25 protein-coding genes, 1 tRNA gene and 1 other RNA gene are annotated in these 23,936 nt (G+C 63.5%); 16 read left to right on the top strand and 11 right to left on the bottom strand.

The window, feature by feature from the left end; genetic code table 11:
* Positions 1–129: 129 nt before the first annotated feature.
* From JQ629_RS01685 to JQ629_RS01675, 3 genes are all read right to left on the bottom strand, one after another.
* Positions 130–429 (bottom strand): hypothetical protein, encoded by a 300-nt coding sequence (locus tag JQ629_RS01685; RefSeq protein WP_249134755.1) that lies wholly within the window; start codon positions 427–429, stop codon positions 130–132.
* Between the two features lie 157 nt (positions 430–586).
* Positions 587–663 (bottom strand) — tRNA-Arg (locus JQ629_RS01680).
* Between the two features lie 187 nt (positions 664–850).
* Positions 851–2,329, bottom strand: a complete 1,479-nt coding sequence (locus tag JQ629_RS01675) for an ATP-binding protein (protein ID WP_349631196.1) — start codon at positions 2,327–2,329, stop codon at positions 851–853.
* 438 nt (positions 2,330–2,767) lie between these two features.
* Here JQ629_RS01675 and rpmH point away from each other — a divergent pair, with 438 nt between their 5' ends.
* The 12 genes from rpmH to dapE all read left to right on the top strand — a co-directional run bounded on the left by rpmH (position 2,768) and on the right by dapE (position 13,039).
* Positions 2,768–2,902: a 50S ribosomal protein L34 gene (gene rpmH, locus JQ629_RS01670; protein WP_006609582.1), complete on the top strand. Its 135-nt coding sequence runs from the start codon at positions 2,768–2,770 to the stop codon at positions 2,900–2,902.
* Between the two features lie 25 nt (positions 2,903–2,927).
* Complete coding sequence (gene rnpA / locus JQ629_RS01665) at positions 2,928–3,365, top strand: ribonuclease P protein component (protein WP_212410714.1); 438 nt, start codon at positions 2,928–2,930, stop codon at positions 3,363–3,365.
* Between the two features lie 19 nt (positions 3,366–3,384).
* Complete coding sequence (gene yidC / locus JQ629_RS01660; RefSeq protein ID WP_212410711.1) at positions 3,385–5,265, top strand: membrane protein insertase YidC; 1,881 nt, start codon at positions 3,385–3,387, stop codon at positions 5,263–5,265.
* A 196-nt stretch (positions 5,266–5,461) separates the two neighbouring features.
* Positions 5,462–6,112, top strand: coding sequence for a ribosome biogenesis GTP-binding protein YihA/YsxC (gene yihA, locus JQ629_RS01655; protein WP_211999595.1), 651 nt, complete (start codon positions 5,462–5,464; stop codon positions 6,110–6,112).
* A complete protein-coding gene (locus tag JQ629_RS01650) occupies positions 6,112–6,483 on the top strand; it encodes a DUF423 domain-containing protein (RefSeq protein WP_212410709.1) in 372 nt (123 codons plus the stop codon). Before yihA ends, JQ629_RS01650 begins: the two co-directional genes overlap by 1 nt.
* Before the next feature lie 243 nt (positions 6,484–6,726).
* On the top strand, positions 6,727–7,623 hold the full coding sequence (gene argB / locus JQ629_RS01645; RefSeq protein WP_192739163.1) for an acetylglutamate kinase: 897 nt from the start codon (positions 6,727–6,729) through the stop codon (positions 7,621–7,623).
* Between the two features lie 77 nt (positions 7,624–7,700).
* A complete protein-coding gene (locus JQ629_RS01640) occupies positions 7,701–8,687 on the top strand; it encodes a DUF1036 domain-containing protein (protein ID WP_212411011.1) in 987 nt (328 codons plus the stop codon).
* A gap of 169 nt (positions 8,688–8,856) precedes the next feature.
* The gene (locus JQ629_RS01635; protein ID WP_249134754.1) at positions 8,857–9,549 is read left to right on the top strand and encodes a pyrimidine 5'-nucleotidase; all 693 of its coding nucleotides are present in this window, start codon (positions 8,857–8,859) and stop codon (positions 9,547–9,549) included.
* A 229-nt stretch (positions 9,550–9,778) separates the two neighbouring features.
* A complete protein-coding gene (dapD, locus tag JQ629_RS01630; protein WP_212410707.1) occupies positions 9,779–10,624 on the top strand; it encodes a 2,3,4,5-tetrahydropyridine-2,6-dicarboxylate N-succinyltransferase in 846 nt (281 codons plus the stop codon).
* Between the two features lie 87 nt (positions 10,625–10,711).
* Entirely contained in the window at positions 10,712–11,239 is a 528-nt protein-coding gene (locus tag JQ629_RS01625; RefSeq protein ID WP_212410706.1) for a DUF805 domain-containing protein, read from the top strand.
* A 29-nt stretch (positions 11,240–11,268) separates the two neighbouring features.
* Positions 11,269–11,880: a DUF805 domain-containing protein gene (locus tag JQ629_RS01620; protein ID WP_212410704.1), complete on the top strand. Its 612-nt coding sequence runs from the start codon at positions 11,269–11,271 to the stop codon at positions 11,878–11,880.
* Complete coding sequence (gene dapE, locus JQ629_RS01615) at positions 11,873–13,039, top strand: succinyl-diaminopimelate desuccinylase (protein WP_212410702.1); 1,167 nt, start codon at positions 11,873–11,875, stop codon at positions 13,037–13,039. The genes JQ629_RS01620 and dapE overlap by 8 nt, the downstream gene beginning before the upstream one ends.
* A 185-nt stretch (positions 13,040–13,224) precedes the next feature.
* On the opposite strand, the gene truA is transcribed toward dapE, so the two are convergent.
* The 3 genes from truA to def all read right to left on the bottom strand — a co-directional run bounded on the left by truA (position 13,225) and on the right by def (position 15,594).
* On the bottom strand, positions 13,225–13,962 hold the full coding sequence (truA, locus tag JQ629_RS01610; protein ID WP_212410700.1) for a tRNA pseudouridine(38-40) synthase TruA: 738 nt from the start codon (positions 13,960–13,962) through the stop codon (positions 13,225–13,227).
* Positions 13,962–14,894 (bottom strand): methionyl-tRNA formyltransferase, encoded by a 933-nt coding sequence (fmt, locus tag JQ629_RS01605; protein ID WP_212410698.1) that lies wholly within the window; start codon positions 14,892–14,894, stop codon positions 13,962–13,964. Before fmt ends, truA begins: the two co-directional genes overlap by 1 nt.
* A gap of 172 nt (positions 14,895–15,066) precedes the next feature.
* Positions 15,067–15,594 carry a peptide deformylase gene (gene def / locus JQ629_RS01600; protein WP_212270053.1) on the bottom strand — a complete coding sequence of 176 codons (528 nt, stop codon included), beginning with the start codon at positions 15,592–15,594 and terminating at the stop codon, positions 15,067–15,069.
* A gap of 171 nt (positions 15,595–15,765) precedes the next feature.
* On the opposite strand from def, the gene JQ629_RS01595 reads away from it, so the two are divergent.
* Positions 15,766–16,974, top strand: a complete 1,209-nt coding sequence (locus JQ629_RS01595) for a DNA recombination protein RmuC (protein ID WP_212410696.1) — start codon at positions 15,766–15,768, stop codon at positions 16,972–16,974.
* Between the two features lie 171 nt (positions 16,975–17,145).
* On the top strand, positions 17,146–18,510 hold the full coding sequence (locus tag JQ629_RS01590) for an AmpG family muropeptide MFS transporter (RefSeq protein ID WP_212410694.1): 1,365 nt from the start codon (positions 17,146–17,148) through the stop codon (positions 18,508–18,510).
* 91 nt (positions 18,511–18,601) lie between these two features.
* Here the strand turns inward: JQ629_RS01590 and JQ629_RS01585 are convergent, their stop codons facing one another.
* The 5 genes from JQ629_RS01585 to ffs all read right to left on the bottom strand — a co-directional run bounded on the left by JQ629_RS01585 (position 18,602) and on the right by ffs (position 22,253).
* Positions 18,602–19,045, bottom strand: a complete 444-nt coding sequence (locus tag JQ629_RS01585; RefSeq protein WP_212410692.1) for a hypothetical protein — start codon at positions 19,043–19,045, stop codon at positions 18,602–18,604.
* A gap of 26 nt (positions 19,046–19,071) precedes the next feature.
* Complete coding sequence (recR, locus tag JQ629_RS01580; RefSeq protein WP_212410690.1) at positions 19,072–19,677, bottom strand: recombination mediator RecR; 606 nt, start codon at positions 19,675–19,677, stop codon at positions 19,072–19,074.
* A gap of 93 nt (positions 19,678–19,770) precedes the next feature.
* On the bottom strand, positions 19,771–20,091 hold the full coding sequence (locus tag JQ629_RS01575; RefSeq protein WP_192739178.1) for a YbaB/EbfC family nucleoid-associated protein: 321 nt from the start codon (positions 20,089–20,091) through the stop codon (positions 19,771–19,773).
* Positions 20,092–20,139: 48 nt separating this feature from the next.
* Positions 20,140–21,993 (bottom strand): DNA polymerase III subunit gamma/tau, encoded by a 1,854-nt coding sequence (locus tag JQ629_RS01570; protein WP_212410688.1) that lies wholly within the window; start codon positions 21,991–21,993, stop codon positions 20,140–20,142.
* A gap of 163 nt (positions 21,994–22,156) precedes the next feature.
* An RNA gene (gene ffs / locus JQ629_RS01565) (signal recognition particle sRNA small type) lies at positions 22,157–22,253 on the bottom strand.
* Positions 22,254–22,513: 260 nt separating this feature from the next.
* On the opposite strand from ffs, the gene JQ629_RS01560 reads away from it, so the two are divergent.
* Together JQ629_RS01560 and nudC are read left to right on the top strand one after the other, a co-directional pair.
* A complete protein-coding gene (locus JQ629_RS01560) occupies positions 22,514–22,936 on the top strand; it encodes an HIT domain-containing protein (protein ID WP_212410687.1) in 423 nt (140 codons plus the stop codon).
* Positions 22,937–22,940: 4 nt separating this feature from the next.
* Positions 22,941–23,891 carry an NAD(+) diphosphatase gene (nudC, locus tag JQ629_RS01555; protein WP_212410685.1) on the top strand — a complete coding sequence of 317 codons (951 nt, stop codon included), beginning with the start codon at positions 22,941–22,943 and terminating at the stop codon, positions 23,889–23,891.
* The last annotated feature ends 45 nt before the right edge of the window (positions 23,892–23,936 follow it).

The following is a 23,936-nucleotide window of genomic DNA, read 5'->3' as shown; positions in this document are numbered from 1 at the left end:
GCTCGCCGCCGAGACCGTGAGAGAAATACCCTCGACCTATGCTTCGAAAGCCGCACTTCCGGTAGAAGCCTTCGGCATTGATCGTCGCCTCGAGCCTGATTGGCCCGGTGTGGCCCAAGCACGCCTGGGCTATACCGATCTCGAGCAGACGCCGGCGGCTTCCGGCAATATGAACAATCTGGTTACTTCGCCCGGCTCTGCGTCGACGAATCCGACCATGGCGCCGCCGCGCAGACAGACGGTCGTCCGCCCATTGGCGATGAGTTCCTCGTAAAATGCCGGCGTGCGCTCACCCATCCAGTTTTCGATTTGATTCGGAGAATAGGACGTACCGGCGAGGCCGCCGATCGACGCCTTCGTGATGTTGAAGACCGTCTCCGCATCTTCGCGGCGGGCGGGTCTGAAGAAAAAGTCGGCGGCGAGTGTCACGCGAGGTGAAATCCGAATGGTCTGTTATGCGTGCTCAATTTGCGAAACTGGCTGTGCCCGGTCAACGGCGAGTCGGCAGAACCAGCGGCATTTGCTTTGGTGCCGGCTGCGGAGGAGCGATGACGGTTTTGGAGTGTGGCCCGGTTTTGGAGCAAAATGGCGCGCCCGAAGAGATTCGAACTCCTGACCCCCAGATTCGTAGTCTGGTGCTCTATCCAGCTGAGCTACGGGCGCGTTTTTCGCTAGGGCCATCGTGGGCTAAGCGCCCCGATGCATCCGAGACTGGTTCGGAAACGTCGCGAAGAGCGCTTTAGCTACCCGCTCCGGCCCGGATTGGCAAGCGCCGGAACGCGGGTTCTGGCAAACGATTTGCCGGGGCAAACCGGCCAGATCGGTCACAAAATGCAGCAAATAGCGGGATTTACGCCCGTGCCCGCTCGTTGCGGACGGTTTGCAGTTCCACCGGGCGGTCCGGAATCGAGATCCGGAAGGTGGCGCCGATGGTGCCTTCGACCAGATGGATATCGCCGCCATGGGCGCGAACCAGTTCGGCGGCGATGGCGAGGCCAAGCCCGCTGCCGCCGGGCCGGCCGGAGGTCTGGAAAGCCTCGAACAAATGTTCGCGCGCTCGCGCCGGCACGCCGGGGCCGGTATCGGAAACCTCGATGATCGCGACCGCGCCTTCGCGGCGGCCGGTGATGCGAATCTGCAGCGCCGCCGCATCGCCCTTCGGGCGGCTTTCGAGCGCCTGCGCGGCGTTGCGCACCAAATTGAGCAGCACGCGAAACATCTGATCGGGATCGGCGTCCACAGTGAGCCCGCGCTCGATCGCGCTGACCCAGGCGATCGAGGCGTCGGCGGCAAGGCCTGCGGATTCGCGCACTTCGGCCACCACAGGTTCGACCAGCATCATGCGGCGGTCGGGGGCGGCTTCCTGCACGCGGCCGTAAGAGAGGGTCGACTGACAGAAGTCGATGGCGCGCTCCAGCGAGCGCATCAGTTTTGGCGCAAACCGCTGCACCCGCGGATCGGGCACGCTGGCGAGTTGGTCGGACAATAATTGCGACGATGCCAGCAGATTGCGCAAATCATGGTTGATCTTGGAGACGGCAAGCCCGAGTGCGGCGAGCCGGCTCTTCTGATGCAGCATCGACACCAGGTCGCGCTGCATGTCGGACAATTCGCGCTCCACGACCCCGATCTCGTCGCCGCGCTGGCTCGGCACGATGATGCGCGCCGAACTTTCCGGGTTTTCATGGAAACCGACCAGGTTCGCGGTCAGCCGCCGCATCGGCCGCACGAACAGATGATGCATGGCGAAATAGACCAGCGCCGCCGTCAGCATGGCGATAGCCAATGAGACCAGGAGCGTGTTGCGCGAGAAGCGGTACATCGCCTGCCGCAGCGGCGCCTCGTCGACGACGACCTCGATGAATTGCCCGCCGCCGGGCGCAGGTCCCACCACGCGGATCACATGATTGTCGGTTGCCAGCATGGTTTCGATGGAATCGACGATGGCGGACCATACCGTGATGGTCCGCATGTCGATGTCGTGGTCGATCGCCGTCGGCAAATCGGCGCTGGCGAGCAGACGGCGCTGCTGCCCCATCTTGATGGCGACAGCGCGGGCGCCGACGCTCTTCAAGATCTGCCGCGCCAGCGATTCCGGGACCATGCCCGAGGGGGCGGCGTCCAGCACCAACGCCGCGGTGCTCGCCGCGGCAATGCGGTCGTTCAGGCGGTTGATGCGGAAATTCGCGATCGCTGGCACATAGATCATCAGGCCGGCGATCATGACGAGAGGAATGGTGAGCAGCAGCAGCTTGCCGGACAGGCCGAGCCGGCGCGGCGGCGTTGGCCGCGGCGCTTCGATGGTCGGCTGGTCGTCGGTCGCTGACACGAAATATCCGCCTTGATAACCTTGTTTTACGCACAGGATCGGAGCTTAAGACCGGCTTCACTGCCGCCGCCCGCACGCTGATTTGCGAGGATGCGTTCCGGCCACGGACCGGTCAAATTACCGATCGCTAATGTCGGCCGGTTCCGATGTCAGGGGCGAGTTGCCGTCCCGTCCCTAAAAACCCCGCGAAAACAATAATATTCGCCCCAATTGTGCCATTTCAAAGAAGCCCGATTGCGGCTCCGCGCAACATTGACGAAAACAGGTCGCTCCCGTATAAGCCGCGCAATTGTCCGCTATGGCCCGGTCTGACCGGGGGCGGCTCATTTGGGGCCGTCGATGGCCCGTCTTGGGCCGGCCAGCATTACCGGACTTACCATCAATTCAGCGGCAGTTTGCAGTTCAGCGGCAGCTTGCCAGGTTAGCGGAGAACTACCCGTGAAGCGGACTTATCAACCCAGCAAACTGGTGCGCAAGCGCCGTCACGGCTTCCGCGCCCGTCTCGCCACGACCGGCGGCCGCAAGGTTCTCGCTGCGCGCCGTGCGCGTGGCCGCAAGCGTCTGAGCGCCTGAGCCGGACGTCTCCGGAGACCTTATTATGGATCGGCTAAGGCAGCGGGCGGACTTCCTCGCCGTTGCCAATGGCGCGCGAGCCAACAGCGCCGCCTTCGTGGTGCAGGGACGCTGCCGCGACGATGATGGCCCGATCCGGATCGGTTTTACCGTTACCAAAAAGAACGGTACCGCTACCGAGCGTAATCGTATCCGGCGCAGGCTTCGCGAACTGGTGAAGCGGCTGGACGTCATACCGATGCGACCGCACCATGATTATGTGCTAGTCGGGCGGCGCGCGGCGCTGCATCGCGACTTTACGACCATGCTCGACGACCTTCGCCAGGCGCTGCTTCGCCTCGACCGGCAGCCGGCAAAAGTGGCCAAAGCGCCTCTGAACGAAGCCGCGGCCGGTTCGCGTCAAGACAACGCGTCCAAAAGACACCGAATTAAAGACGACGGCGCGAGCCGGAACCCGAGTTGAATGACGAGACCTTGAAACGATGACCGACAATCGCAACACCATCCTCGCCGTCATTCTGTCCGGCCTCGTGCTGATCGCGTGGCAATATTTCTACAACGCGCCGCAGATGGAAAAGCAGCGCCTGCAGTCGCAGACCCAGGCCGAGCTCGCAAAATCCTCGCCGCAGACAGCGCCGGGCTCCACCACCACCACGCCGACGCCAGGTTCGACCCCGTCCGCCACCACGCCTGCCCAGCCGGGCGCGGCTGCGCCGGTCGTCAGCCGCGACGCCGCGATTGCCGCAACCCCGCGCGTCAAGATCGACACGCCGCGGGTAACGGGCAGCATCGCGCTGAAGGGCGCCCGCATCGACGATCTCGCGCTGGTGCAATATCGCGACACCGTCGATCCCAAATCGCCTGCGATCGTGCTGTTCTCTCCGTCGAACACCGCTCATCCCTATTATGCCGAGTTCGGCTGGGTCGGGGCCGCAGGCTCGACGGCGCGGCTTCCCGACCGCGAGACGGTATGGCAGCAGGAAGGCTCCGGCGCGCTGTCGCCGACCCACCCGGTGACGCTGAAATACGACAATGGCGAAGGCCTCACCTTCCGCCGCACCATTTCGATCGACGACCGCTATCTGTTCAGCGTCAAGGACGACGTCACCAATGTCGGCACCGCGCCGGTCACGCTCTATCCGTTCGCCCTCATCTCTCGTCACGGCACGCCTGAGGTCTCGGGCTACTACATCCTGCATGAAGGCCTGATCGGCTATCTCGGCGACAAGGGCCTGCAGGAACACGGCTACAAAGCCGTCGCCGAGGCGCCGGTTCTGGGCAGTGGCGGCCGAGGCTTCGAGTTCAATGTCACCAATGGCTGGCTCGGCATCACCGACAAGTACTGGGCTGCGGCGCTGTTGCCTGACACCTCGGCGCGCCTGAAGGCCCGCTTCCTCGCCGAACCGGGCGCCAAGGTCCGTTATCAGACCGACTACCTGCAGGATCCGCAGACCGTCGCGATCGGCGGCACCGGCAGCACCAATGCGCGGCTGTTCGCCGGCGCCAAGGAAGCCAACGTCGTCGGCATCAACTTTCCCTTCGCCGGCCACGGCGGCTACAACAAGCAGCTCGAGCTCAACCATTTCGACCTGTTGATCGACTGGGGCTGGTTCTACTTCATCACCAAGCCGATGTTCCTGGCGCTGGATTACTTCTTCCACCTGGTCGGCAATTTCGGCGTCTCGATCCTGCTGGTGACGGTGCTGGTGAAGCTGCTGTTCTTCCCGCTCGCCAACAAATCCTACGCCTCGATGGCCAAGATGAAATCGGTGCAGCCGCAACTGGCCGCACTGAAGGAGCGCTATCCCGACGACCGCCAGAAGCAGCAACAGGAGATGATGGAGATCTACAAGAAGGAGAAGATCAACCCGATCGCCGGTTGTCTTCCCGTGCTGTTGCAGATCCCGGTGTTCTTCTCGCTCTACAAGGTGCTGTTCGTCACCATCGAAATGCGCCACGCGCCGTTCTACGGCTGGATCAAGGACCTTTCGGCGCCCGATCCGACCACGATCTTCAACCTGTTCGGGCTCATCCCGTTCGATCCCATGGTGCTCGGGCCGCATGTCGGCCCGTACCTGATGCTCGGCGTCTGGCCGATCATCATGGGCATCACGATGTGGTTCCAGATGAAGCTCAACCCGACGCCGCCGGATCCGACCCAGAAGATGATCTTCGACTGGATGCCGCTGATCTTCACCTTCATGCTGGCCGGCTTCCCGGCAGGTCTCGTGATCTACTGGGCCTGGAACAACCTGCTGTCGGTGCTGCAGCAGAGCTTCATCATGCGCAAGAACGGCGTGAAGGTGGAGTTATTCGACAATCTCAAGGCGACGTTCGCCAAGAAGGCCGAGCAGAAAAGCTGACGACCACGCAAACTCCAATTCGTCATGCCCGGCCAGAAGCGCGAAGCGCGTCTTCGCGCTAGACGTGCCGGGCATCCACGTCTTTGGGACCCGCGAAAAGGGAAGACGTGGATGGCCGGGAGCGCAGACAAGTGTACGTAGTCTGCGCAAAGCAAACTACTGTGCCCGGCCATAACGAAGAACAGGAAACCTTCGCATGACCGCGGAAACCGATGCGAAGCTGATCGAAGAGGGGCGCAAACTGTTCGCCGGTGAATGGCAGTTCGTCTGGGCCTCGCCGTCGATCGAAACGCTGCCGCCAATGGCCAGCGTGGAGGTGGCGTTTGCCGGCCGTTCCAATGTCGGCAAATCGAGCCTCATCAACGCGCTGACCGGCCGCAACGCGCTGGCGCGCACCTCGCACACGCCCGGACGCACCCAGGAACTGATCTTCTTCGAAGGCCCTGAGAACGCCGGGCTGCGCCTGGTCGATATGCCCGGCTATGGCTACGCCTCGGCACCGAAGGCCAAGGTCGCGTCCTGGACCAAGCTGATCCATCAATTCCTGCAGGGCCGCGCCACGCTGGCGCGGGTCTATGTGCTGATCGATGCCCGCCACGGCATCAAGGACGTCGACCAGGACGTGCTGAAGACGCTGGATAAATCCGCCGTGAGCTATCAGGTGGTGCTGACCAAGGCCGATCAGGTCAAGCGCACAGAGCTCGAAAAGCACATCGAAGAGACCACAACCGCACTCGCTAAACATCCCGCCGCGTTTCCGGACGTGCTGGTGACCTCCTCGCGCGATGGCAGCGGCATGCCGGAATTGCGCGCGGCGATGGTGCGTCTGCTCGGAGAGCGCAGCTGATGTCACGCGCCTGTCGCATCCTGATCGTGCTGGCCGCCATCATGGGCGCCGATGGCGTGATGCTGGCGGCGGCGTCCGCGCATCAGGCCGACGCGTCGCGGCTGGCGTCGGCGTCATCGATGCTGCTGTTCCATGCCACTGCCGTTCTCGCTGCGGTGGCGTTGGCCGAACGTGGCCTCATCCACCCCCGCATCGGCATCGTGGCCGCCTTCGGCTTCGTCATCGCGGCCGGCCTGTTCGCCGGCGACCTGACGCTGCGGCAATATGCCGGACACGGCCTGTTTCCGATGGCAGCGCCCACGGGTGGGACGCTACTGATTCTGAGCTGGCTGGCGGTGGCTGTGGCTGCGGCGTGGCCAAGGCGCGGATGAGACGCTTTTTCTTCCTTCTCCCCTTGTGGGAGAAGGTGGCGCGAAGCGCCGGATGAGGGGTCTCTATCCACATCTCGAATCATACCGTGAGGAAACAACCCCTCACCCATCTTCGCTTCGCGAAGCCACCCTCTCCCACAAGGGGAGAGGGGAAGAAGCGGCGGCAAGAAATCCCCACTTTGCGCCCTGCCCGCCAATCAGCTAGAACCCGGCCCGACATCTGGAAATGACGAGAGCCGCTTCATGACCGACTCGCAACATATCAGCCCGCTCGATCAGGCCCGCATCCTGTCCGAGGCGCTGCCGCACATGCAGCAATATGACGAAGAAACCATCGTCATTAAATATGGCGGCCATGCCATGGGCGCCGAAGATCTCGCCAAGGCTTTCGCCCGCGACATCGTGCTTTTGGAGCAGACCGCGATCAATCCGGTGGTCGTGCATGGCGGCGGGCCGCAGATTGCGACCATGTTGAAGCGGCTCGGCATCCAGTCCGAATTCGCCGCGGGCCTCCGCATCACCGACGCGGCGACTATCGAAATCGTCGAGATGGTGCTGGCCGGTTCGGTCAACAAGCAACTGGTCGGCTACATCAACGAAGCCGGCGGCAAGGCCGTCGGCCTCAGCGGCAAGGACGGCAACATGGTGAAGGCGTCGAAGACGACGCGCACCATGGTCGATCCGGATTCCAACATCGAAAAGGCTGTCGACCTCGGCTTCGTCGGCGACCCCGACAAGGTTGACCTGACCTTGCTGAACCAGCTGATCGGCTATGAGCTGATCCCGGTGCTGGCGCCGCTGGCGACTTCGCATGACGGGCAGACACTGAACGTCAACGCCGACACCTTTGCCGGCGCGGTGGCCGGCGCGCTGAAGGCGAAACGCCTGCTGCTGCTGACCGACGTTCCCGGCGTGCTCGACAAGTCCAAGAAGCTGATTCCGGAACTGTCGGTGAAGGATGCGCGCAAGCTGATCGCCGACGGCACGATTTCCGGCGGCATGATCCCCAAGGTCGAGACCTGCATCTATGCGCTCGAACAGGGCGTGCAGGGCGTCGTCATCATCGACGGCAAGACACAGCACGCCGTGCTGCTCGAATTGTTCACCAATCAAGGCACCGGCACGCTGATCCACAAGTGACAAGCGCGATCTCCCCGCCCGCGAAGTTCACGCGCCGCTTCCGCGCCAGAATGCGGCGGTATGGGAGGCGCACGGTCCTGGCGCTGCCGGCGGCCACGATCTCGCTGTTCGTCTCGTCGTTGCCGGCGCTGGCCGATCTGAAGCTCTGCAACCGCATGAGCTATGTGGTCGAGGCCGCGATCGGCATCGACGACAAATCGGCGACCGCCACCCGGGGCTGGTTTCGCATCGATCCCGCCGCCTGCCGCGTGGTGCTGCAGGGCGCGCTGACCGCGGATCGCATCCTCCTCAATGCGCGCGCGCTCGGCGTCTATGGCGCCTCGCCGATCCCGCAGGGCGGCAACGACACGCTGTGCATCGCGCCGGAGAATTTCGTCATCGCCGCGGCGCGCCAGTGCCGCACCGGACAGACCCCGGCGCCCTTCACCCAGGTCACGCCGACGCAGACCGACGACGGCCATCTGGTGGCCTATCTCGCCGAGGGCAGCGAGTATGACGACGAACAGGCGCGCCTTGCCGGCATCCAGCGGCTGCTGGTGATCGCGGGCTATGACGCCGCTCCCATCGACGGCGTCGATGGCCCGAAGACACAAGCCGCGCTGAGCGCATTCCTGAAGAATCGAGGGCTTAGCCCCGACATCGTGCAGTCGCCGAACTTCTTCACCACCATGATCGATGCGGTGCAGTCGCCGTCCGCGACGGGGCTCACCTGGTGCAACGACACGCCGCACAAGATCATGGCCGCGGTCGCCACCGACGACGGCAAGGCCGTGACCAGCCGCGGCTGGTATCGGATCGATCCCGGCAAATGCCTGCATCCCGACGTGACCGGCCAGCCGAAGCAGGTGTTCAGTTTCGCCGAGGCCGTCGACGGCGAGAACCGCACGGTCAAGCTCAAGGACAAGCCGCTGAACTGGGGCGGCACCAAGGAACTCTGCACCCGCGAGAGCAAATTCGAAATCAACGAACAGGGCGATTGCGGCAGCCGCGGCCTCAGCCCGATCGGCTTTGCCGTCGTCGACATGACGGGCGGCGGCAAGACGGTAAGGTTCGCGATGCCATGATGGGAACGCCCTCTATCGTCGTCCCGGCGAACGCCGGGACCCATAACCACCGATCTGAATTTTGCTCACTGTCGGCTCCACCAGCAAAGGCAACTCAAATCGTGCTCAACAAAAACCTGCACGGCATATGGGTCCCGGCGTTCGCCGGGACGACGGTGGAGAGCGAATCATGAAGTCACCCCGCGCATTCACCCACATCGAAACCTGGGTGTTCGACCTCGACAACACGCTGTACCCGCATCACGTCAATCTGTGGCAACAGGTCGACGCCCGCATCGGCGAGTTCATCGCCACCTACTTGAAAATATCTGCGGAAGAAGCGCGGGTGCTGCAGAAGGATTATTACCGCCGCTATGGCACCAGCATGCGCGGCATGATGACCGAGCACGGCGTGCACGCCGACGATTACCTGGCTTACGTGCACAAGATTGATCATTCGCCGCTGGAGCCGAATCCCGCGATGGGAGCTGCGATCGCCAGGCTGCCGGGGCGCAAGCTGATCCTGACCAACGGCTCGACCGACCATGCCGGCGCCGTGCTGGAGCGGCTCGGCCTGGCTGCGCATTTCGAGGCGGTGTTCGACATCATCGCCGCCGAACTGGAGCCGAAGCCGGCGCCGCAGACCTACCAGAAATTCCTCAGCCTGCACGGCGTCGATCCCACGAAATCCGCAATGTTCGAGGATCTCGCCCGCAACCTCGTGGTGCCGCACGAACTCGGCATGACGACGGTGCTGGTGGTGCCTGACGGCGCCAAGGAAGTGGTCCGCGAGGACTGGGAACTGGAAGGCCGCGACGCCGCCTATGTCGATCATGTCACGGATGATTTGACGGGGTTTTTGCAGGGGTTGTCACGGGACTAGGGCAAGGTGTGTCCCCACGTCGTCCCGGCGAACGCCGGGACCCATACGCCGCGGCGGATATATGAGGCGCTGCGGGTAGATACCTTCTTCAAATCATAGCTCCCTGTGGTTATGGGTCCCGGCTCAAGGCCGGGACGACGGGAGCGCAAGCCTTGACTCTCTCCCGCCAAATCCCGAAAAAGCCTCCCAATTCACGTCACAACTGGCCCGATATCCCGAGGAAATCCCGATGTCCCTGTCCGCGCTGGAATCCACCGTCAACACCGCGTTCGATGCCCGCGACGGCATCTCGACGTCGACCAGGGGTGAAGTTCGCGAAGCCGTCGATCATTCGCTCGAGCTGCTCGACAAGGGCGAAGTGCGCGTCGCCGAACGCGCGGCCGACGGCAAGTGGAAAGTCAATCAATGGCTGAAGAAGGCGGTGCTGCTGTCGTTCCGCCTCAACGACATGAGCGCGATCCCTGGCGGCCCGGGCAACGGCTCGTCGTGGGACAAGGTACCTATGAAGTTCGAAGGCTGGGGCGAGAACCGTTTTCGCGATGCCGGCTTCCGCGCGGTGCCCGGCGCGATCGTGCGCCGCTCGGCCTTCATCGCCCGCAACGTCGTGCTGATGCCGTCCTTCGTCAATCTCGGCGCCTATGTCGATGAAGCCACCATGATCGACACCTGGTCCACCGTTGGCTCCTGCGCGCAGATCGGCAAGCGCGTGCACATTTCCGGCGGCGTCGGTATCGGCGGCGTGCTGGAACCGCTGCAGGCCGAGCCCGTGATCATCGAAGACGATTGCTTCATCGGCGCGCGCTCGGAAGTCGCCGAAGGCGTGATCGTGCGCAAGGGCGCGGTGCTGGCGATGGGCGTGTTCCTCGGCGCCTCCACCAAGATCGTCGACCGCGACACCGGCGAGACCTTCATCGGCGAAGTTCCGGAATATGCCGTTGTGGTACCCGGAACCCTGCCGGCGCGTCCCCTGAAGAACGGCCAGCCCGGCCCGTCCACTGCCTGCGCTGTCATCGTCAAGCGCGTCGACGAGCGCACCCGCGCCAAGACCAGCATTAACGAACTGCTGCGGGACTGATTTCGAGCCCAAAGCTCGAACCCCGCGGCCGTCTGACGCGACCAATATTCCGGAACCGCGGGGTTTTTCCGCCGTCCGGAGGTTGCGATGGACTACGCTCGCTTACTATTCAGCTTTAATGGCCGCATCAACCGCGCCAGATATCTCGCGGTCCAGCTCGCCCTCCTGACTTGCTGGCTCGTGCTTTGGCTGAAATCCCCGTTCGGGCAATGGGAGGTTTTGCAGGCCGGCGCCGTCATCGCGATGCTCTGGATCAATGCCGCCACGACGGCCAAGCGGCTTCACGACCGCAACAGGAGCGGTTGGTGGGCGATTGCGGTGCTGATCGTTAACCCGCTCTCCTACGTATATTATGCTCTGTTTTTCGGGCTCTATTTCGGCGTTGATGTTTCGGCCGCGCGGGAGATGCTGCTCGTGATGGGTGCTGTGGCCCTCTCGGTTCTGCAAACCTGGATTGTCATCGAGCTGTTTTTCCTGATCGGAACCGATGGTCGCAACCGGTTCGGGGCAGATCCGACGCGCAGCCCTCCCAAATCTCCTGTTGTTTCGCACGCGCAGTCGTTCGGCGTTCCGGATTTTCTCCTGCAGCGTGCCGGCCCGGTCGCACGTGGTTGATACCTGGCTGGTAGCCCGGAGTTACGCGCATGGACTACGCCTGGTACCTGTTCAGATTTGAGGGTCGCCTCAACCGCGCCAGATATTGGCAGGCGCTGCTGATCAGCATTTGCTGGATGATATTCCTCGCCATCCTGACGGCAGGCGTTGTCCTCCTCCTTGGTGGTACCGGACCTTCCAATTTCAGCCTCGGCATCGAGGAAATCCTCAAGCTATTCGATCCCGCTTCTTATCGATCGCTGTCATGGGTCAACGCGCCGGTCCTGTTTTTCCAGGCCGCAGGCTCGGTACTGTTGCTGTGGGTCTTTTTCGCCACCTCGGTCAAGCGCTTGCACGATCGCGGCAGAAGCGGCTGGTGGATGGCCACGCTTCTGATCTTTTGCCGTCCCTTCGACCAGCTCACCGACTGGCTTCCCGACGTACTCGGCTTGTTGTTGGCCATCTGCATTCTCGTTTTGTGGGTCTGGGGAATTATCGAGCTGTTCTTCCTCAAGGGCTCGCGAGGGCCCAACCGGTTCGGCGTCGACCCGCTGGCGCCGGTCGATACGCGGCCTGCATGGGACCAGCAAAGCGAGATCGAAATGGTGCCGCTCAAAGCTAGCCCGCCGCCGGTTTGGCGTGTTAAGCCGGGGTATGAATGACGCTGTTTCCATTACCCGCGACCTCGTCCGCTGCCCTTCCGTCACCCCGGCCGATGCCGGCGCGCTCGGTGTTCTCGAAAACCTCCTGAAGGCCGCCGGCTTCGAGGTGCATCGCGTTACATTTGGCGAGCCCGGCACGTCAGACATCGACAATCTCTATGCCCGCATCGGCGACCGTGCCCCGCACATCACCTTCGCCGGCCATACCGACGTGGTGCCGGCCGGCGATGAAGCCGCATGGAGTCATGGCGCTTTCTCGGGCGACATCAAGGACGGCTTTCTCTATGGCCGCGGCGCGGTCGACATGAAGGGCGGCATCGCCTGCAGCGTCGCGGCGGTGTTGCAATATCTCGCTGACCATGACGGCAAGCCGCGGCAAGATGGCAAAGGGTCGATCTCGTTCCTGATCACCGGCGACGAGGAAGACATTTCAGTCAACGGCACCATCAAGCTGCTGAAGTGGTGCGCCGAGCGCGGCGAGAAATTCGACCATTGCGTGCTCGGCGAACCCTCGAATGTCGAAGTGTTAGGGGATTGCATCAAGGTCGGCCGCCGCGGCTCGCAATCCGGCACGCTGTTCGTCGATGGCGTGCAGGGCCACGTCGCCTATCCGCATCGCGCGGCCAACCCGGTGCCGGATATTTCGCGGCTGATCGTGGCGCTCTCCGACGAGCCGCTCGACCACGGCAGCGCCCAATTCCAGGCCTCCAACCTCGAATTCACCTCCGTCGATGTCGGCAACACCGCCAGCAACGTCATCCCCGGACAGGCGCGCGCGAAATTCAACATCCGCTTCAACGACAACCACACGCAGGAAACGCTGCGGGCGCTGGTCGATGAGCGGCTGGCGAAGGCCTGCGGCAACCGCATCCGCGCGCACATCAAGTGGGAGCCGTCGAACTCCAACGTGTTCGTAACAAAGCCCGGCGCGTTCACCGATCTCGCCGTCAGCGCGATCGAAGAGGTGACGGGACGCAAGCCGGAACTGTCGACCTCCGGCGGCACGTCCGACGCGCGCTTCATCTCGAGCTATTGCCCGGTGATCGAATTCGGCCTGGTCGGCCAGACCATGCACCAGGTCGACGAGCGCACGCCGGTCTCGGATTTGGAAAAGCTGACGAAGGTGTATCGCGGCGTGCTGGATCGGTATTTCGCGTGAACTCCCTCGCCCCGCTCTTGCGGGGAGAAGGCTGGGGTGAGGGGCTCTATCCGCGAGTTCTGTGCGCGTTGTTAAACCGGCACCCCTCAACCGGATTGCTTTGCAATCCGACCTCTCCCCGCAAGCGGGGCGAGGTTAAGAAAAAACATCGAAAACAACCCCATGCACAGTAGGGATTGCGGCTGCTAGTAGTCCACGCGTACCAGATATAGCCCGTCCGGCGGCGCGACGGGGCCGCAGGCGGCGCGGTTGCGGGCGGCAAGCGCAGCGGCGAGATCGTCGGCGCTCCAGCGGCCTTCGCCGACCCAGACCAGTGAACCCACCATCGAGCGCACCTGGCTGTGCAGGAACGAGCGCGCCGAGGTCAGGATCGAAACCGCGTCGCTGTCCCTGATGACGTCGAGCTGGTCGAGCGTCTTCTCCGGCGATTTGGCCTGGCATTCGGTATCGCGGAATGTCGTGAAATCATGCTTGCCGAGCAGCCGCTGGGCGGCGGCATGCATCGCATCGGTATCGAGATGTCGCGGCACCCGCCAGGTGCGGCCGATGTCGAGCGCAAGATTGGCGCGGTGGTTGGTGATGCGATAGCGGTAGTGGCGCTTCATGGCTGAAAATCGCGCCTCGAAATCGTCGGCCACGATCTCGGCGCTGATCACGCCGATCGGATGCGGCCGCAGATGCGCATTCAGCCCGTCGCGCAGCCGCCCCGGTGGAAACGGCTTCTCAATGTCGCAATGCGCAACCTGGCCCAGCGCGTGCACGCCCGCATCCGTGCGTCCTGCGCCATGGACGCGGACTTGTTCGCCGCAGATCGCCTTGACCGCGATTTCCAGCGCGCCCTGCACCGTTGGCGCGTTGTCCTGGATCTGCCAGCCCGAAAACGGCGTGCCGTCATATTCGATGATGAGCTTGTAGCGGGGCATCAGCCGAGCCGCGCCGGCGGCTTGAGCGGCGTGCCGCGCAGAAAATCCGGAGCTTTCATCGGCGCCTTGCCGGCGCGCTGCAATTCCAGAATCCGGATCGCACCGTCGCCGCAGGCAATCGTGAGCTGCTCGTCGAGCACCTCACCCGGCGCCCCCGCGCCTTTCGCCGGCTCGCAGCGCAGGATCTTGATACGCGCCGCTTCACCGTCGAGTGCGGCCTCGCACCAGGCGCCGGGAAACGGCGACAGCCCGTGAATATGCCGCAGCACCTCACGCGCCGGCCGGCTCCAGTCGATCCGCGCCTCGGCCTTCTCGATCTTGGCGGCGTAGGTAACGCCCTGCTCGCTTTGCTTGCGCAATTGCAGGCCGCCGCGTTCCAGCCCGCCCATCGCGCGCACCATCAGATCAGCGCCCAATGGGGCCAGCGCGTCATGCAGATCGGCAGCCGTCATGGTGTCCGAAATGGGGAGGCGCTCGGCCATCGCGACGTCGCCGGTATCGAGACCGACGTCCATCTTCATCACCATCACGCCGGTCTCCGCGTCGCCTGCCATGATGGCGCGGTTGATCGGGGCGGCGCCGCGCCAGCGCGGCAGCAGCGAGCCGTGCAGGTTGAAACAGCCGAGCGGCGGCGCATCCAGGATCGCCTGCGGCAGGATCATGCCATAGGCGACGACAACGGCGGCATCCGCGTTGTGCGCACGAAACGTCTCGAGCGCGTCCGGCGTTTTCAATGTGGTCGGCGTCAACACGGATATGCCGAGCTGCCGGGCTTCCTGCTCGACCGGCGTTACCTGCAGCTTCATGCCGCGCCCGGCCGGCTTCGGCGCGCGGGTATAGACCGCCGCGATCTCATGGCCATGGGCCACGAGTTCCAGCAGCGTCGGCACCGCGAAATCGGGCGTGCCCATGAAGATCAAGCGGAGTGGCATCTCGGCAGCGCTTCCCTAGTCTGGCATCTAGATAACGAACGTCATCCTGAGGTGCGAGCCCTTGCGAGCCTCGAAGGATGCGCAGGAAAGAAAGAATGTCGTCTGCGGCTGCCGTCGCCCTTCGAGGCTCGCAAGAGCTCGCACCTCAGGGTGACGGCAGAGAGAGTTGTAGCTACTCCGCCGCCCTCTTCGCGGCTTTTGTGAATTTCTTCAGCACGCGGTCGCGCTTCAGCTTGGACAGATAGTCCACGAACAGCACGCCGTTGAGGTGATCGATTTCGTGCTGGATGCAGGTGGCGAACAGGCCGTCGGCGTCTTCCTCGTGCACCTTGCCGTCCAGATCGGTGAAGCGCACGCGCACCTGCGCCGGCCGCTCCACCGCCTCGTAATATTCGGGGATCGACAGGCAGCCTTCCTCATACACCGACAGTTCCTCGGACGAGGAGATGATCTCCGGATTGATGAAGACCCGCGGCTGCGGCTTGGTCTCGCCGTCCTCGGTCTTCTTGGCCAGATCCATGGTGATCAACCGCAGCGGCTGGGCGACCTGGATCGCGGCGAGGCCAATGCCGGGCGCGTCGTACATGGTCTCGAACATGTCGTCGGCGAGCTTGCGGATCTCCGCCGTCACCTTCTCGACGGGTTTGGAGACGAGCCGCAACTGTTTGTCCGGCAGGATGATGATTTCTCTTAATGCCATGATGGGGCGATTTAAGCTGCTGGTTTGCCGGGGTCAATGCGCGGCGGAACCGGTTAAGGCGGCCTTAACCATGATTTTTAAGGCCGCGTTAACCACGAAAATTAAGGGGTCATTCACCATAAATGTTCCCTCTTCGTTCGCGCTAACCAACGAATCGGCTACAAGCAGCCCATGAACGAGATTCTTTTTGTCTTCGGCGACCTGTCGATACGCGCCTTCGACGCGATACTCGGCCTTGGTACGCTCGCGCTGGTGTTGCTGCTCACCATTGCCATCGTCATTGCCCGATCCGGCCGGCGCGGCGCGGAACTCGCGATGGCGCAGGCAATCCGCGCCGACGAGCTCGAAGAGCGGCTGAGCGAGGTGCTGCGCGCGCAGAACGAATCCACCGGCCGGGTCGATGCGATGGGACAGGCCCTGGCCGGCCGTCAGGCCGAGATGGCCCGTGCGGTCAACGAGCGGCTGGATTCGGTGACCCACCGGGTCGGCCAGTCGATGGAAGCGACCACGCGCAACACCATGGACAGTTTGCGCGCGTTGCATGAGCGGCTCGGCATCATCGACAATGCGCATAAAAATCTCACCGACCTGACCTCGCAGGTCACCACGCTGCGCGACGTACTCGCCAACAAGCAGTCGCGCGGCGCGTTCGGCCAGGCGCGGATGGAGGCGATCGTCCAGGACGGCATGCCGAAGGGCGCCTACGAGTTCCAGTACACGCTCTCGACCGGCAAGCGGCCGGACTGCGTGGTGTTCCTGCCCGACCAGCGCCCGCTCTGCATCGACGCGAAATTTCCGCTGGAAGCGATGACCGCGCTGCACGACGCGCGCACCGACGAGGAAAAGAAATACGCGACCCAGCGGCTGCGCGCCGACGTGATGAAACATGTCAACGATATCGCCGAGAAGTATCTGATATCAGGCGAGACCCAGGACACCGCGCTGATGTTCGTGCCGTCGGAATCGGTCTACGCAGAAATTCACGACGGGTTCGACGACGTGATCCAGAAGGCCTACCGCGCCCGCGTGGTTCTGGTGTCCCCGTCGCTCTTGATGCTGGCGATCCAGGTGATGCAGCAGATCCTGAAAGACGCGCGGATGCGCGACGCCGCCGACCAGATCCGCACGGAAGTTCTCAATCTCGGCGACGATCTCAACCGGCTGCGCGACCGCGTCGTGAAGTTGCAGAAGCATTTTGGCGATGTGAACGAGGACGTCCGCCAGATCCTGATTTCCGCCGACAAGATCGAAAAGCGCGCCGGACGGATCGAGGAGCTGGATTTCAGCAAGACCGAGGCCCCGCCCGAAGCCCCGCGCATCGTCAAGCCAGCCGCGCCGGAGCTGTTTCCCCTGCAACGCAAGCTGCAGGCGGGGGAGTAGTATCTTCCCTTCTCCCCTTGTGGGAGAAGGTGCCTTCCCGAAGGGAAGGCGGATGAGGGGTCTGTCTCCGCGGATAGAGACCCCTCACCCGTCTCGAATGAGCTGCGCTCATTCGATCCACCCTCTCCCACAAGAGGAGAGGGGAAGAGCCGAATCTGCTAACAACCCTCCATGACCATTCCTGAAGCCCCCTCAACATCGGCAGCACCCTCGTCTGCGCCGACCTGGCGCGAAGCGTTTGCCGTCTATCTGCAACCGCGCGTGCTGATCGTGATGATGCTCGGCTTCTCGTCCGGGCTGCCGCTGGCGCTGTCGGGATCGACGCTATTGGTTTGGGTCAGCGAGAACGGTGTCAGCCTCGGCACCATCGGGCTGTTCACCCTGGTCGGCACGCCCTACACGCTCAAGTTCCTGTGGGCGCCGCTGGTGGATGGCCTTAACATTCCGCTGCTAACGCGCTGGCTCGGGCGGCGGCGCGGCTGGCTGGTCTTCACCCAATTGCTGCTGATGGCGGCGATCCTCGGACTGGCGCTGACCGATCCCGCGCGCTCGCCGTTCTTCGTGGCGCTCGGCGCCCTGCTGGTCGCAACGACGTCGGCAACGCAGGACATCGTGGTCGATGCTTTCAGGGTCGAAAGCCTTGCGGAGAACGAACAGGCCGCCGGTATGGCGTCCTATGTGGCGGCCTATCGCGTCGGCATGGTGGCGTCCACGGCCGGTGCGCTGTTTCTCGTCACCGGCTTCGAGTATGCCGGGCTGACCCGGCTCGATGCCTGGATGGCGAGTTTCGCGGCAATGGCGGCGCTGGTGCTGATCGGCATCGTCACGGTGCTGTGCGCGCGGGAGCCGGAGCAGTCCCGCATTGCTGACGCCGCAGCAGGCGGAAAGCCTTCGGTCAGCCGCATCGCCGAGGCCGCGATGGGCGCTTTCAGCGAGTTCCTGACCCAGCGCTATGCCATCGTCGTGCTGGTGTTCGTGATGCTGTTCAAGTTCACCGACGCCTTCGCCGGCGCGATGACGGTTCCGTTCATCATCGACATCGGCTTTACGCGCAACGACTACGCCATCATCGTCAAGGGCGTCGGCCTGGCCGCGACCCTGATCGGCGGTTTCGCCGGCGGCTTCCTCGCGCGCGGCACCTCGCTGGTGACCTGCCTGTGGATCGGCGGCCTGCTGCAGGCGGTGTCCAACCTCACCTTCACCTGGCTGGCGCTGGTCGGGCCGCAGCAATGGGCGCTGACCGTCGCCGTCTCGGTGGAAGCGTTTACCGGCGCGATCGGCACGGTGATCTTCGTCGCCTATCTCTCTGCGCTGTGCAAAAACCCGCTGCACACCGCCACGCAATACGCGCTGCTCACCGCGCTGGCGTCAGTCGGCCGCATCTACCTGTCTTCTGGCTCGGGCTATGTGGCCGCGGCGACGGGCTGGCCGCTGTTTTTCGTGGTCTCCGTACTGGTCGCGGTGCCGAGCCTGATCCTGCTGGTGTGGCTGCAGCGACGCGGGCATTTCGACGAACTGGGGCCGGTGAAGGTTTGATGCGTAGGATGGGTGGAGCGAAGCGATACCCATCACAAACAGCGTCGATGGGTATCGCTTCGCTCCACCCATCCTACGATTTGCAGCACCTCTAATTCTTCGTCACGACGCTCCACTTGGTGATCACGGCTTCGCTCATTTGTCCGGCGGCCTCGGCACAGGCGACTTCATCGACCTTCACCGAAATTTCCTTTCCGACCTTGCCCTTCAACTGCGCGGCCTGCGCGTCGCTGGTGATGACGAGTTGGAAAGTCTCCGGCCCGGTCTCGAGGTTGCACAGGCCACTCGGTGGCGGCAGGCGACGCGGCTCGGACGTAATCTGGTAGGTCGCGACCTTCGCGCCACGCTTGCCGCCGCGCGTCTTCATGGCGTTGAGCTCGCCCGAGAGGACGTCTCCAACATTGATCAACTTGCCTGCCTTGGCCGGTGCAGGTTCCTCCTGCTGAGCCGCCTGCGCGGAAGCAGCAGGCGCCGCAAACGCCGTGACCATTACCAACACAACAGCCGAGCGTGTGGCGAATCGTCGTTTCGTCATTTCCGATAGTTCCATGATAAAGAGAATCAGAACAGAGTTCGCTGTCGCATCGCTGCGGATAGCGTACCTTCATCGAGATAATCAAGCTCGCCGCCGACTGGAACGCCATGGGCCAGCCGTGTCACCTTGACGTTGGCTTCCTGCAACAGATCGGTGATGTAATGCGCCGTGGTCTGGCCATCAACCGTTGCATTCAGCGCCAGGATGATCTCGCCGACTTGCGAATCATGTGCGCGCGCCACCAGCGCGTCGATGGTGAGATCCTGCGGGCCGACGCCGTCGAGCGGCGACAGCGTGGCGCCCAGCACGTGATAGCGGCCGTTGGTCGCATTGGCGCGCTCCAGCGCCCACAAATCCGAGACGTCGGCGACCACGACGATGGTGGTGGGATCGCGCCGCGGATCGGTACAGACAGTGCAGGGATTTTGCGTATCGATATTGCCGCAGGTCTTGCAGACCTGGATCTTCTCGATCGCCACCTGCAGCGCGCCGGCGAGCGGCGTCATCAGCGCTTCGCGCTTCTTGATCAGATGCAGCGCCGCGCGCCGCGCCGAACGCGGCCCAAGCCCCGGCAGCCGCGCCAACAGCTGGATCAGACGTTCGATTTCGGGGCCGGCAACCGCGGTAGCCATTTCAGATGAGACCAGGCATTTCAGATACGACCAAGTACTTCAGGTAAGACCAAGACTTCAGGTAAGACCAAGACTTCAGGTAAGACCAAGACTTCAGGTAAGACCAAGCCCTGGTGGCAGGCCGAGCCCGCCGGTCAGCGCCTGCATCTTTTCCTGCATCGCGGTTTCTGCCTTGCGCCGGGCGTCGTTATGCGCGGTCACCAGCAGGTCTTCGAGGATCTCGCGGTCTTCCGCCTTCATCAGCGACGGATCGATCTTGACACCCTTCACTTCCATCTTCGCGGTCATGCGCACGGCGACCATGCCGCCGCCGGAAATGCCTTCGACTTCGACATTGCCGAGTTCTTCCTGCATCGCCTGCATCTTCGATTGCAGCTGCGCCGCCTGCTTCATCATGCCGAGAAAATCAGCCATTGGGTTTTCCTCGCAGTTTTCCTGGGGTGCGTCTTCTCAAGATATCGATCAATCGTCGTCGCTGTCCGAACGCTCGGCCGGGTCTTCGGCGATCGCGTCGGTTTCCGGCAGTTCGGCGGCAAGCTTGCGCACCTCGACGACCTTGGCGCCCGGGAACCGCGCCAGCACTTCCTGCACGCGCGGATCGGCTTCCGCGGCCCGCGCATGTTCGTTCTTCGCGTGCTCGTTCTGCGAACGAACCGTCGGCTGGCCGGTCTCGTTGGAGACGATCACGGTCCAGCGCCGGCCGGTCCATTGTTCCAGCTTGCGGGAGAGATCACTGACCAGCGCCCGCGCCGCGTGGCGCTCGAGCGCGACTTCAAGCCGCCCATCCTCCAGGCGCACGAGCCGCATGTCGGCCTCAAGTGCCGCCTTGATCAGCAGATCGCGTTTCTCGCCGGCCAGCGCGACGAGCTGCGCAAAGCTGGTGATTCGCAAAGCGGGCGCGGACTGCGACTCCGGCGCGGGCGCCGCCATTTGCGGGCGCGCGGACGCTTCAGCGCCGGACCGTTGCGCCGTGGGCGCGCGCATCGGCGCTGACGACATGGCGGACACGGTGGACGCCGGCGCCGCGCGCGAGGGCGCAGCACTTGCCGAAACGACCGGCGAGCCGCCGCCATTTTGTTCAAGCATCCTGATCGCTTCGTCCGGCGTCGGCATGTCGGCGACATAGGCAATGCGCACCAGCACCATTTCAGCGGCCGCGGCCGGCCGCGTCGCGGTCTGCACCTCGGTGATGCCTTTGAGCAGCATCTGCCACATCCGCGACAGCACCCGCATCGACAATTTTGTCGCAAAATCGCGGGCACGCACGCGTTCGGTCTCGCCATAGGCGACGTTGTCGGCGGTGGCCGGCACGACCTTCACGCGGGTGACGAAATTGACGAATTCGGCGAGATCGGACAGCACCACCACGGGATCGGCGCCGACGTCGTACTGCTCGCGGAACTCCTTGAAGGCGCTGGCGATGTCGCCGCGCGCCAGCGATTCAAACAAATCGATCACGCGCGTGCGGTCCGCGAGCCCAAGCATCTGCCGCACAGCATCGGCGCGCACGGTGCCGGCCGCATGCGCGATCGCCTGGTCGAACAGCGACAGCGAATCGCGAACCGAGCCTTCGGCGGCGCGCGCGATGATGCCGAGCGCCTCGGGCTCGACCTCGACGCCTTCTTTCGCGGCGATGTTTGACAGATGCCCCATCAGCACGTCGGCCTCGACGCGGCGGAGGTCAAAACGCTGGCAGCGCGACAGCACCGTGACCGGCACTTTGCGGATTTCGGTGGTCGCGAACACGAATTTGGCGTGCTCCGGCGGCTCCTCCAGCGTTTTCAGGAACGCGTTGAAGGCCGCGGTCGACAGCATGTGGACTTCGTCGATGATGTAGACCTTGTAGCGCGCAGAGGCCGGTGCATAGCGCACGCTGTCATTGATCTGGCGGACATCGTCGACGCCGGTATGGGACGCGGCGTCCATTTCCAGCACGTCCATGTGCCGGCTTTCCATGATCGCCTGGCAATGCACGCCGAGAACAGGCATCTGGATCGCAGGCCCCTTCGCCGAGCCGTCAGCCATTTCGTAATTGAGCGCGCGGGCGAGAATCCGCGCCGTGGTGGTTTTGCCGACCCCGCGCACGCCGGTCAGAATCCAGGCCTGCGGGATTCGCCCCGTTTCGAACGCATTCGAAACGGTTCGGACCATGGCCTCCTGGCCGATCAAATCGTCGAAACTGGAGGGGCGGTATTTACGCGCCAGCACACGATAGGGCTTTCCAGCCTCGGGTGCGCCACCGAGAGCGAAGCCGCCCTGATTGGCGCCATCTGTTTGATCTTCAGGCTTTTCTTGGGGAGGGCCAGCATCACTCATCGGTCGATCCGCAATTGATTGTCTCTCAAGGCCGGCTTGCGGAACGGAGTTTTATTTGCGCGTATTCTGATCGCAAAACCGGTGCCCACTTTTGCGGAATACGCGTGTATCAAGCGCCAAAGGCGGCCCTCGCCGCTTTCAGCGCGATTCGCTCGAAAAACAGGTAGGAGACTGACGAGCGACCCGATCCGGACCTCGTTAGGGCTGCTTCCTTCCGGACCTGACCCGGTTGGCGAGTGGCTCGTCCACCGCCAATCTCCCGGTCCTTATTTGGGGCCAAAAGGGCCGGAAAGCAAGCGGGGTGTCGGCTGTCATACCCCGCCACCGGGTCTCGCCTTTTGGCGAGATGACAGGCTCCAGCCGGGGTATCCAGCAGACGCCAGCCTATCGATCAGCCGAGAAGCCGCGGGGTACTGGATCATCCGCTTTCGCGGATGATGACACCTTGATAAGAAGCCAGACCGGTGCCCAAAGAAGGCGCTTTCTAGGCCCGACACGTATCGGGTATTCGGGAACTCACATGTCTACCGACGCCGCCTGGTCGCTGCACTCCCAGCTCAAGAAAGACACCATCGACATCGGCGACCTGCCGCTGTGCCGGGTGCTGGTGATCAAGGACGCGCATTATCCATGGCTGCTGCTGGTGCCGCGCCGCGAGGGGGCGGTGGAGATCATCGATCTCGACGAGGTAGCCCAGGCACAGTTGATGACGGAAGTCTCGCGCGTCGCCCGCGCCCTCAAAGAGATCACCAAATGCGACAAGCTCAATATCGCGGCACTGGGCAATCTGGTGCCACAGCTCCATGTTCACGTCATCGCGCGCCGCACCAGCGACGCCGCCTGGCCGCGGCCGGTCTGGGGCGTGATGCCGCCACTGGCGCATGACGCCGAGGAAGTCCAGAATTTCATCAGCGCACTCCGCCGCAAGATCTGGCTAGGTTGAATTCATGTCAATTTTCGATTCGTTTCCGCTCGGCAAGCCCGCTTTCGTCACCGACATTCTCGACCGCGCCGCGCATCTGCGCAGCAATGACGAGAAATTGTTCGCGCTGGAAAGTCACCGCGACGCCCGCGCCTATGTGATCTACCGCGACTCGCTGGTGGTGCGGCAGGAGGCCGGAGGATCGCGCGTCCTGCTCAGCGTCGACGAGGCCGTGAAACTGGGCGCCAATCCGGGCACGATCTTCTTGGGCCTGCGCGACGGTGCGCCTGTTTTCGGCATGGGCATCGCGGCGGCGGCGGTGGAAAAGCTGCTGACGCGCGACGACGTCGCCGTCACCGAACTGCGCGGCATGGTGATGCAGGGCGCGGTGCCGACCGAACAGCTCTCGGCGATCGCGATGGCCAAATCGATGGTGACCTGGCACCAGCGCCATGGCTATTGCGCCAATTGCGGCACCCGCACCGCGATGAAGGAGGGCGGCTGGAAGCGCGACTGCCCGAACTGCAAGGTCGAGCATTTTCCGCGCACCGATCCGGTCGTGATCATGCTGGTCACTCATGGCGACAGATGCCTGCTGGGACGGCAGAAACAGTTTTTGCCGGGGATGTGGTCGTGCCTGGCGGGCTTCGTCGAGGCCGCCGAAACCATCGAGGACGCGGTCCGGCGCGAGATTTTCGAGGAATCCGGGATTCACTGCACCGACGTGACCTATTACATGACGCAGCCGTGGCCCTACCCGTCGTCGCTGATGATCGGATGCGCCGCGCGCGCGACCTCGGACGAAATCGTGGTCGACAAGGCCGAACTGGAGGATGCACGCTGGTTCACCCGCGACGAGGTGGCCCTGATGCACAGCCGCACACACCCCGACGGCATGTTTGCCGCGCATCCGTTCGCGATCGCTCACCATTTGATCGGCCGCTGGGTGCATGGGGGAACCGATTCGAGCGCATAGCGGGAACTCTCCCATGGACCAAATCATTATCCCCGGACTCTCTTC

It is taken from the genome of Bradyrhizobium sp. AUGA SZCCT0222 (assembly GCF_018130205.1).
Taxonomy (GTDB): domain Bacteria; phylum Pseudomonadota; class Alphaproteobacteria; order Rhizobiales; family Xanthobacteraceae; genus Bradyrhizobium.
The sequence above is the reverse complement of the archived record's forward strand: the minus strand, read 5'-3'. Positions and strand labels throughout refer to the sequence as shown.

Bases quoted from the DNA above. Each gene is read 5' to 3' on its own strand.
- rnpA (WP_212410714.1), top strand. From the start codon at position 2,928: ATGGATCGGCTAAGGCAGCGGGCGGACTTCCTCGCCGTTGCCAATGGC.
- yidC (WP_212410711.1), top strand. From the start codon at position 3,385: ATGACCGACAATCGCAACACCATCCTCGCCGTCATTCTGTCCGGCCTC.
- yihA (WP_211999595.1), top strand. From the start codon at position 5,462: ATGACCGCGGAAACCGATGCGAAGCTGATCGAAGAGGGGCGCAAACTG.
- JQ629_RS01650 (WP_212410709.1), top strand. From the start codon at position 6,112: ATGTCACGCGCCTGTCGCATCCTGATCGTGCTGGCCGCCATCATGGGC.
- argB (WP_192739163.1), top strand. From the start codon at position 6,727: ATGACCGACTCGCAACATATCAGCCCGCTCGATCAGGCCCGCATCCTG.
- JQ629_RS01635 (WP_249134754.1), top strand. From the start codon at position 8,857: ATGAAGTCACCCCGCGCATTCACCCACATCGAAACCTGGGTGTTCGAC.
- dapD (WP_212410707.1), top strand. From the start codon at position 9,779: ATGTCCCTGTCCGCGCTGGAATCCACCGTCAACACCGCGTTCGATGCC.
- JQ629_RS01625 (WP_212410706.1), top strand. From the start codon at position 10,712: ATGGACTACGCTCGCTTACTATTCAGCTTTAATGGCCGCATCAACCGC.
- JQ629_RS01620 (WP_212410704.1), top strand. From the start codon at position 11,269: ATGGACTACGCCTGGTACCTGTTCAGATTTGAGGGTCGCCTCAACCGC.
- dapE (WP_212410702.1), top strand. From the start codon at position 11,873: ATGAATGACGCTGTTTCCATTACCCGCGACCTCGTCCGCTGCCCTTCC.
- truA (WP_212410700.1), bottom strand. From the start codon at position 13,962: ATGCCCCGCTACAAGCTCATCATCGAATATGACGGCACGCCGTTTTCG.
- fmt (WP_212410698.1), bottom strand. From the start codon at position 14,894: ATGCCACTCCGCTTGATCTTCATGGGCACGCCCGATTTCGCGGTGCCG.
- def (WP_212270053.1), bottom strand. From the start codon at position 15,594: ATGGCATTAAGAGAAATCATCATCCTGCCGGACAAACAGTTGCGGCTC.
- JQ629_RS01595 (WP_212410696.1), top strand. From the start codon at position 15,766: ATGAACGAGATTCTTTTTGTCTTCGGCGACCTGTCGATACGCGCCTTC.
- JQ629_RS01590 (WP_212410694.1), top strand. From the start codon at position 17,146: ATGACCATTCCTGAAGCCCCCTCAACATCGGCAGCACCCTCGTCTGCG.
- JQ629_RS01585 (WP_212410692.1), bottom strand. From the start codon at position 19,045: ATGACGAAACGACGATTCGCCACACGCTCGGCTGTTGTGTTGGTAATG.
- recR (WP_212410690.1), bottom strand. From the start codon at position 19,677: ATGGCTACCGCGGTTGCCGGCCCCGAAATCGAACGTCTGATCCAGCTG.
- JQ629_RS01575 (WP_192739178.1), bottom strand. From the start codon at position 20,091: ATGGCTGATTTTCTCGGCATGATGAAGCAGGCGGCGCAGCTGCAATCG.
- JQ629_RS01570 (WP_212410688.1), bottom strand. From the start codon at position 21,993: ATGAGTGATGCTGGCCCTCCCCAAGAAAAGCCTGAAGATCAAACAGAT.
- JQ629_RS01560 (WP_212410687.1), top strand. From the start codon at position 22,514: ATGTCTACCGACGCCGCCTGGTCGCTGCACTCCCAGCTCAAGAAAGAC.
- nudC (WP_212410685.1), top strand. From the start codon at position 22,941: ATGTCAATTTTCGATTCGTTTCCGCTCGGCAAGCCCGCTTTCGTCACC.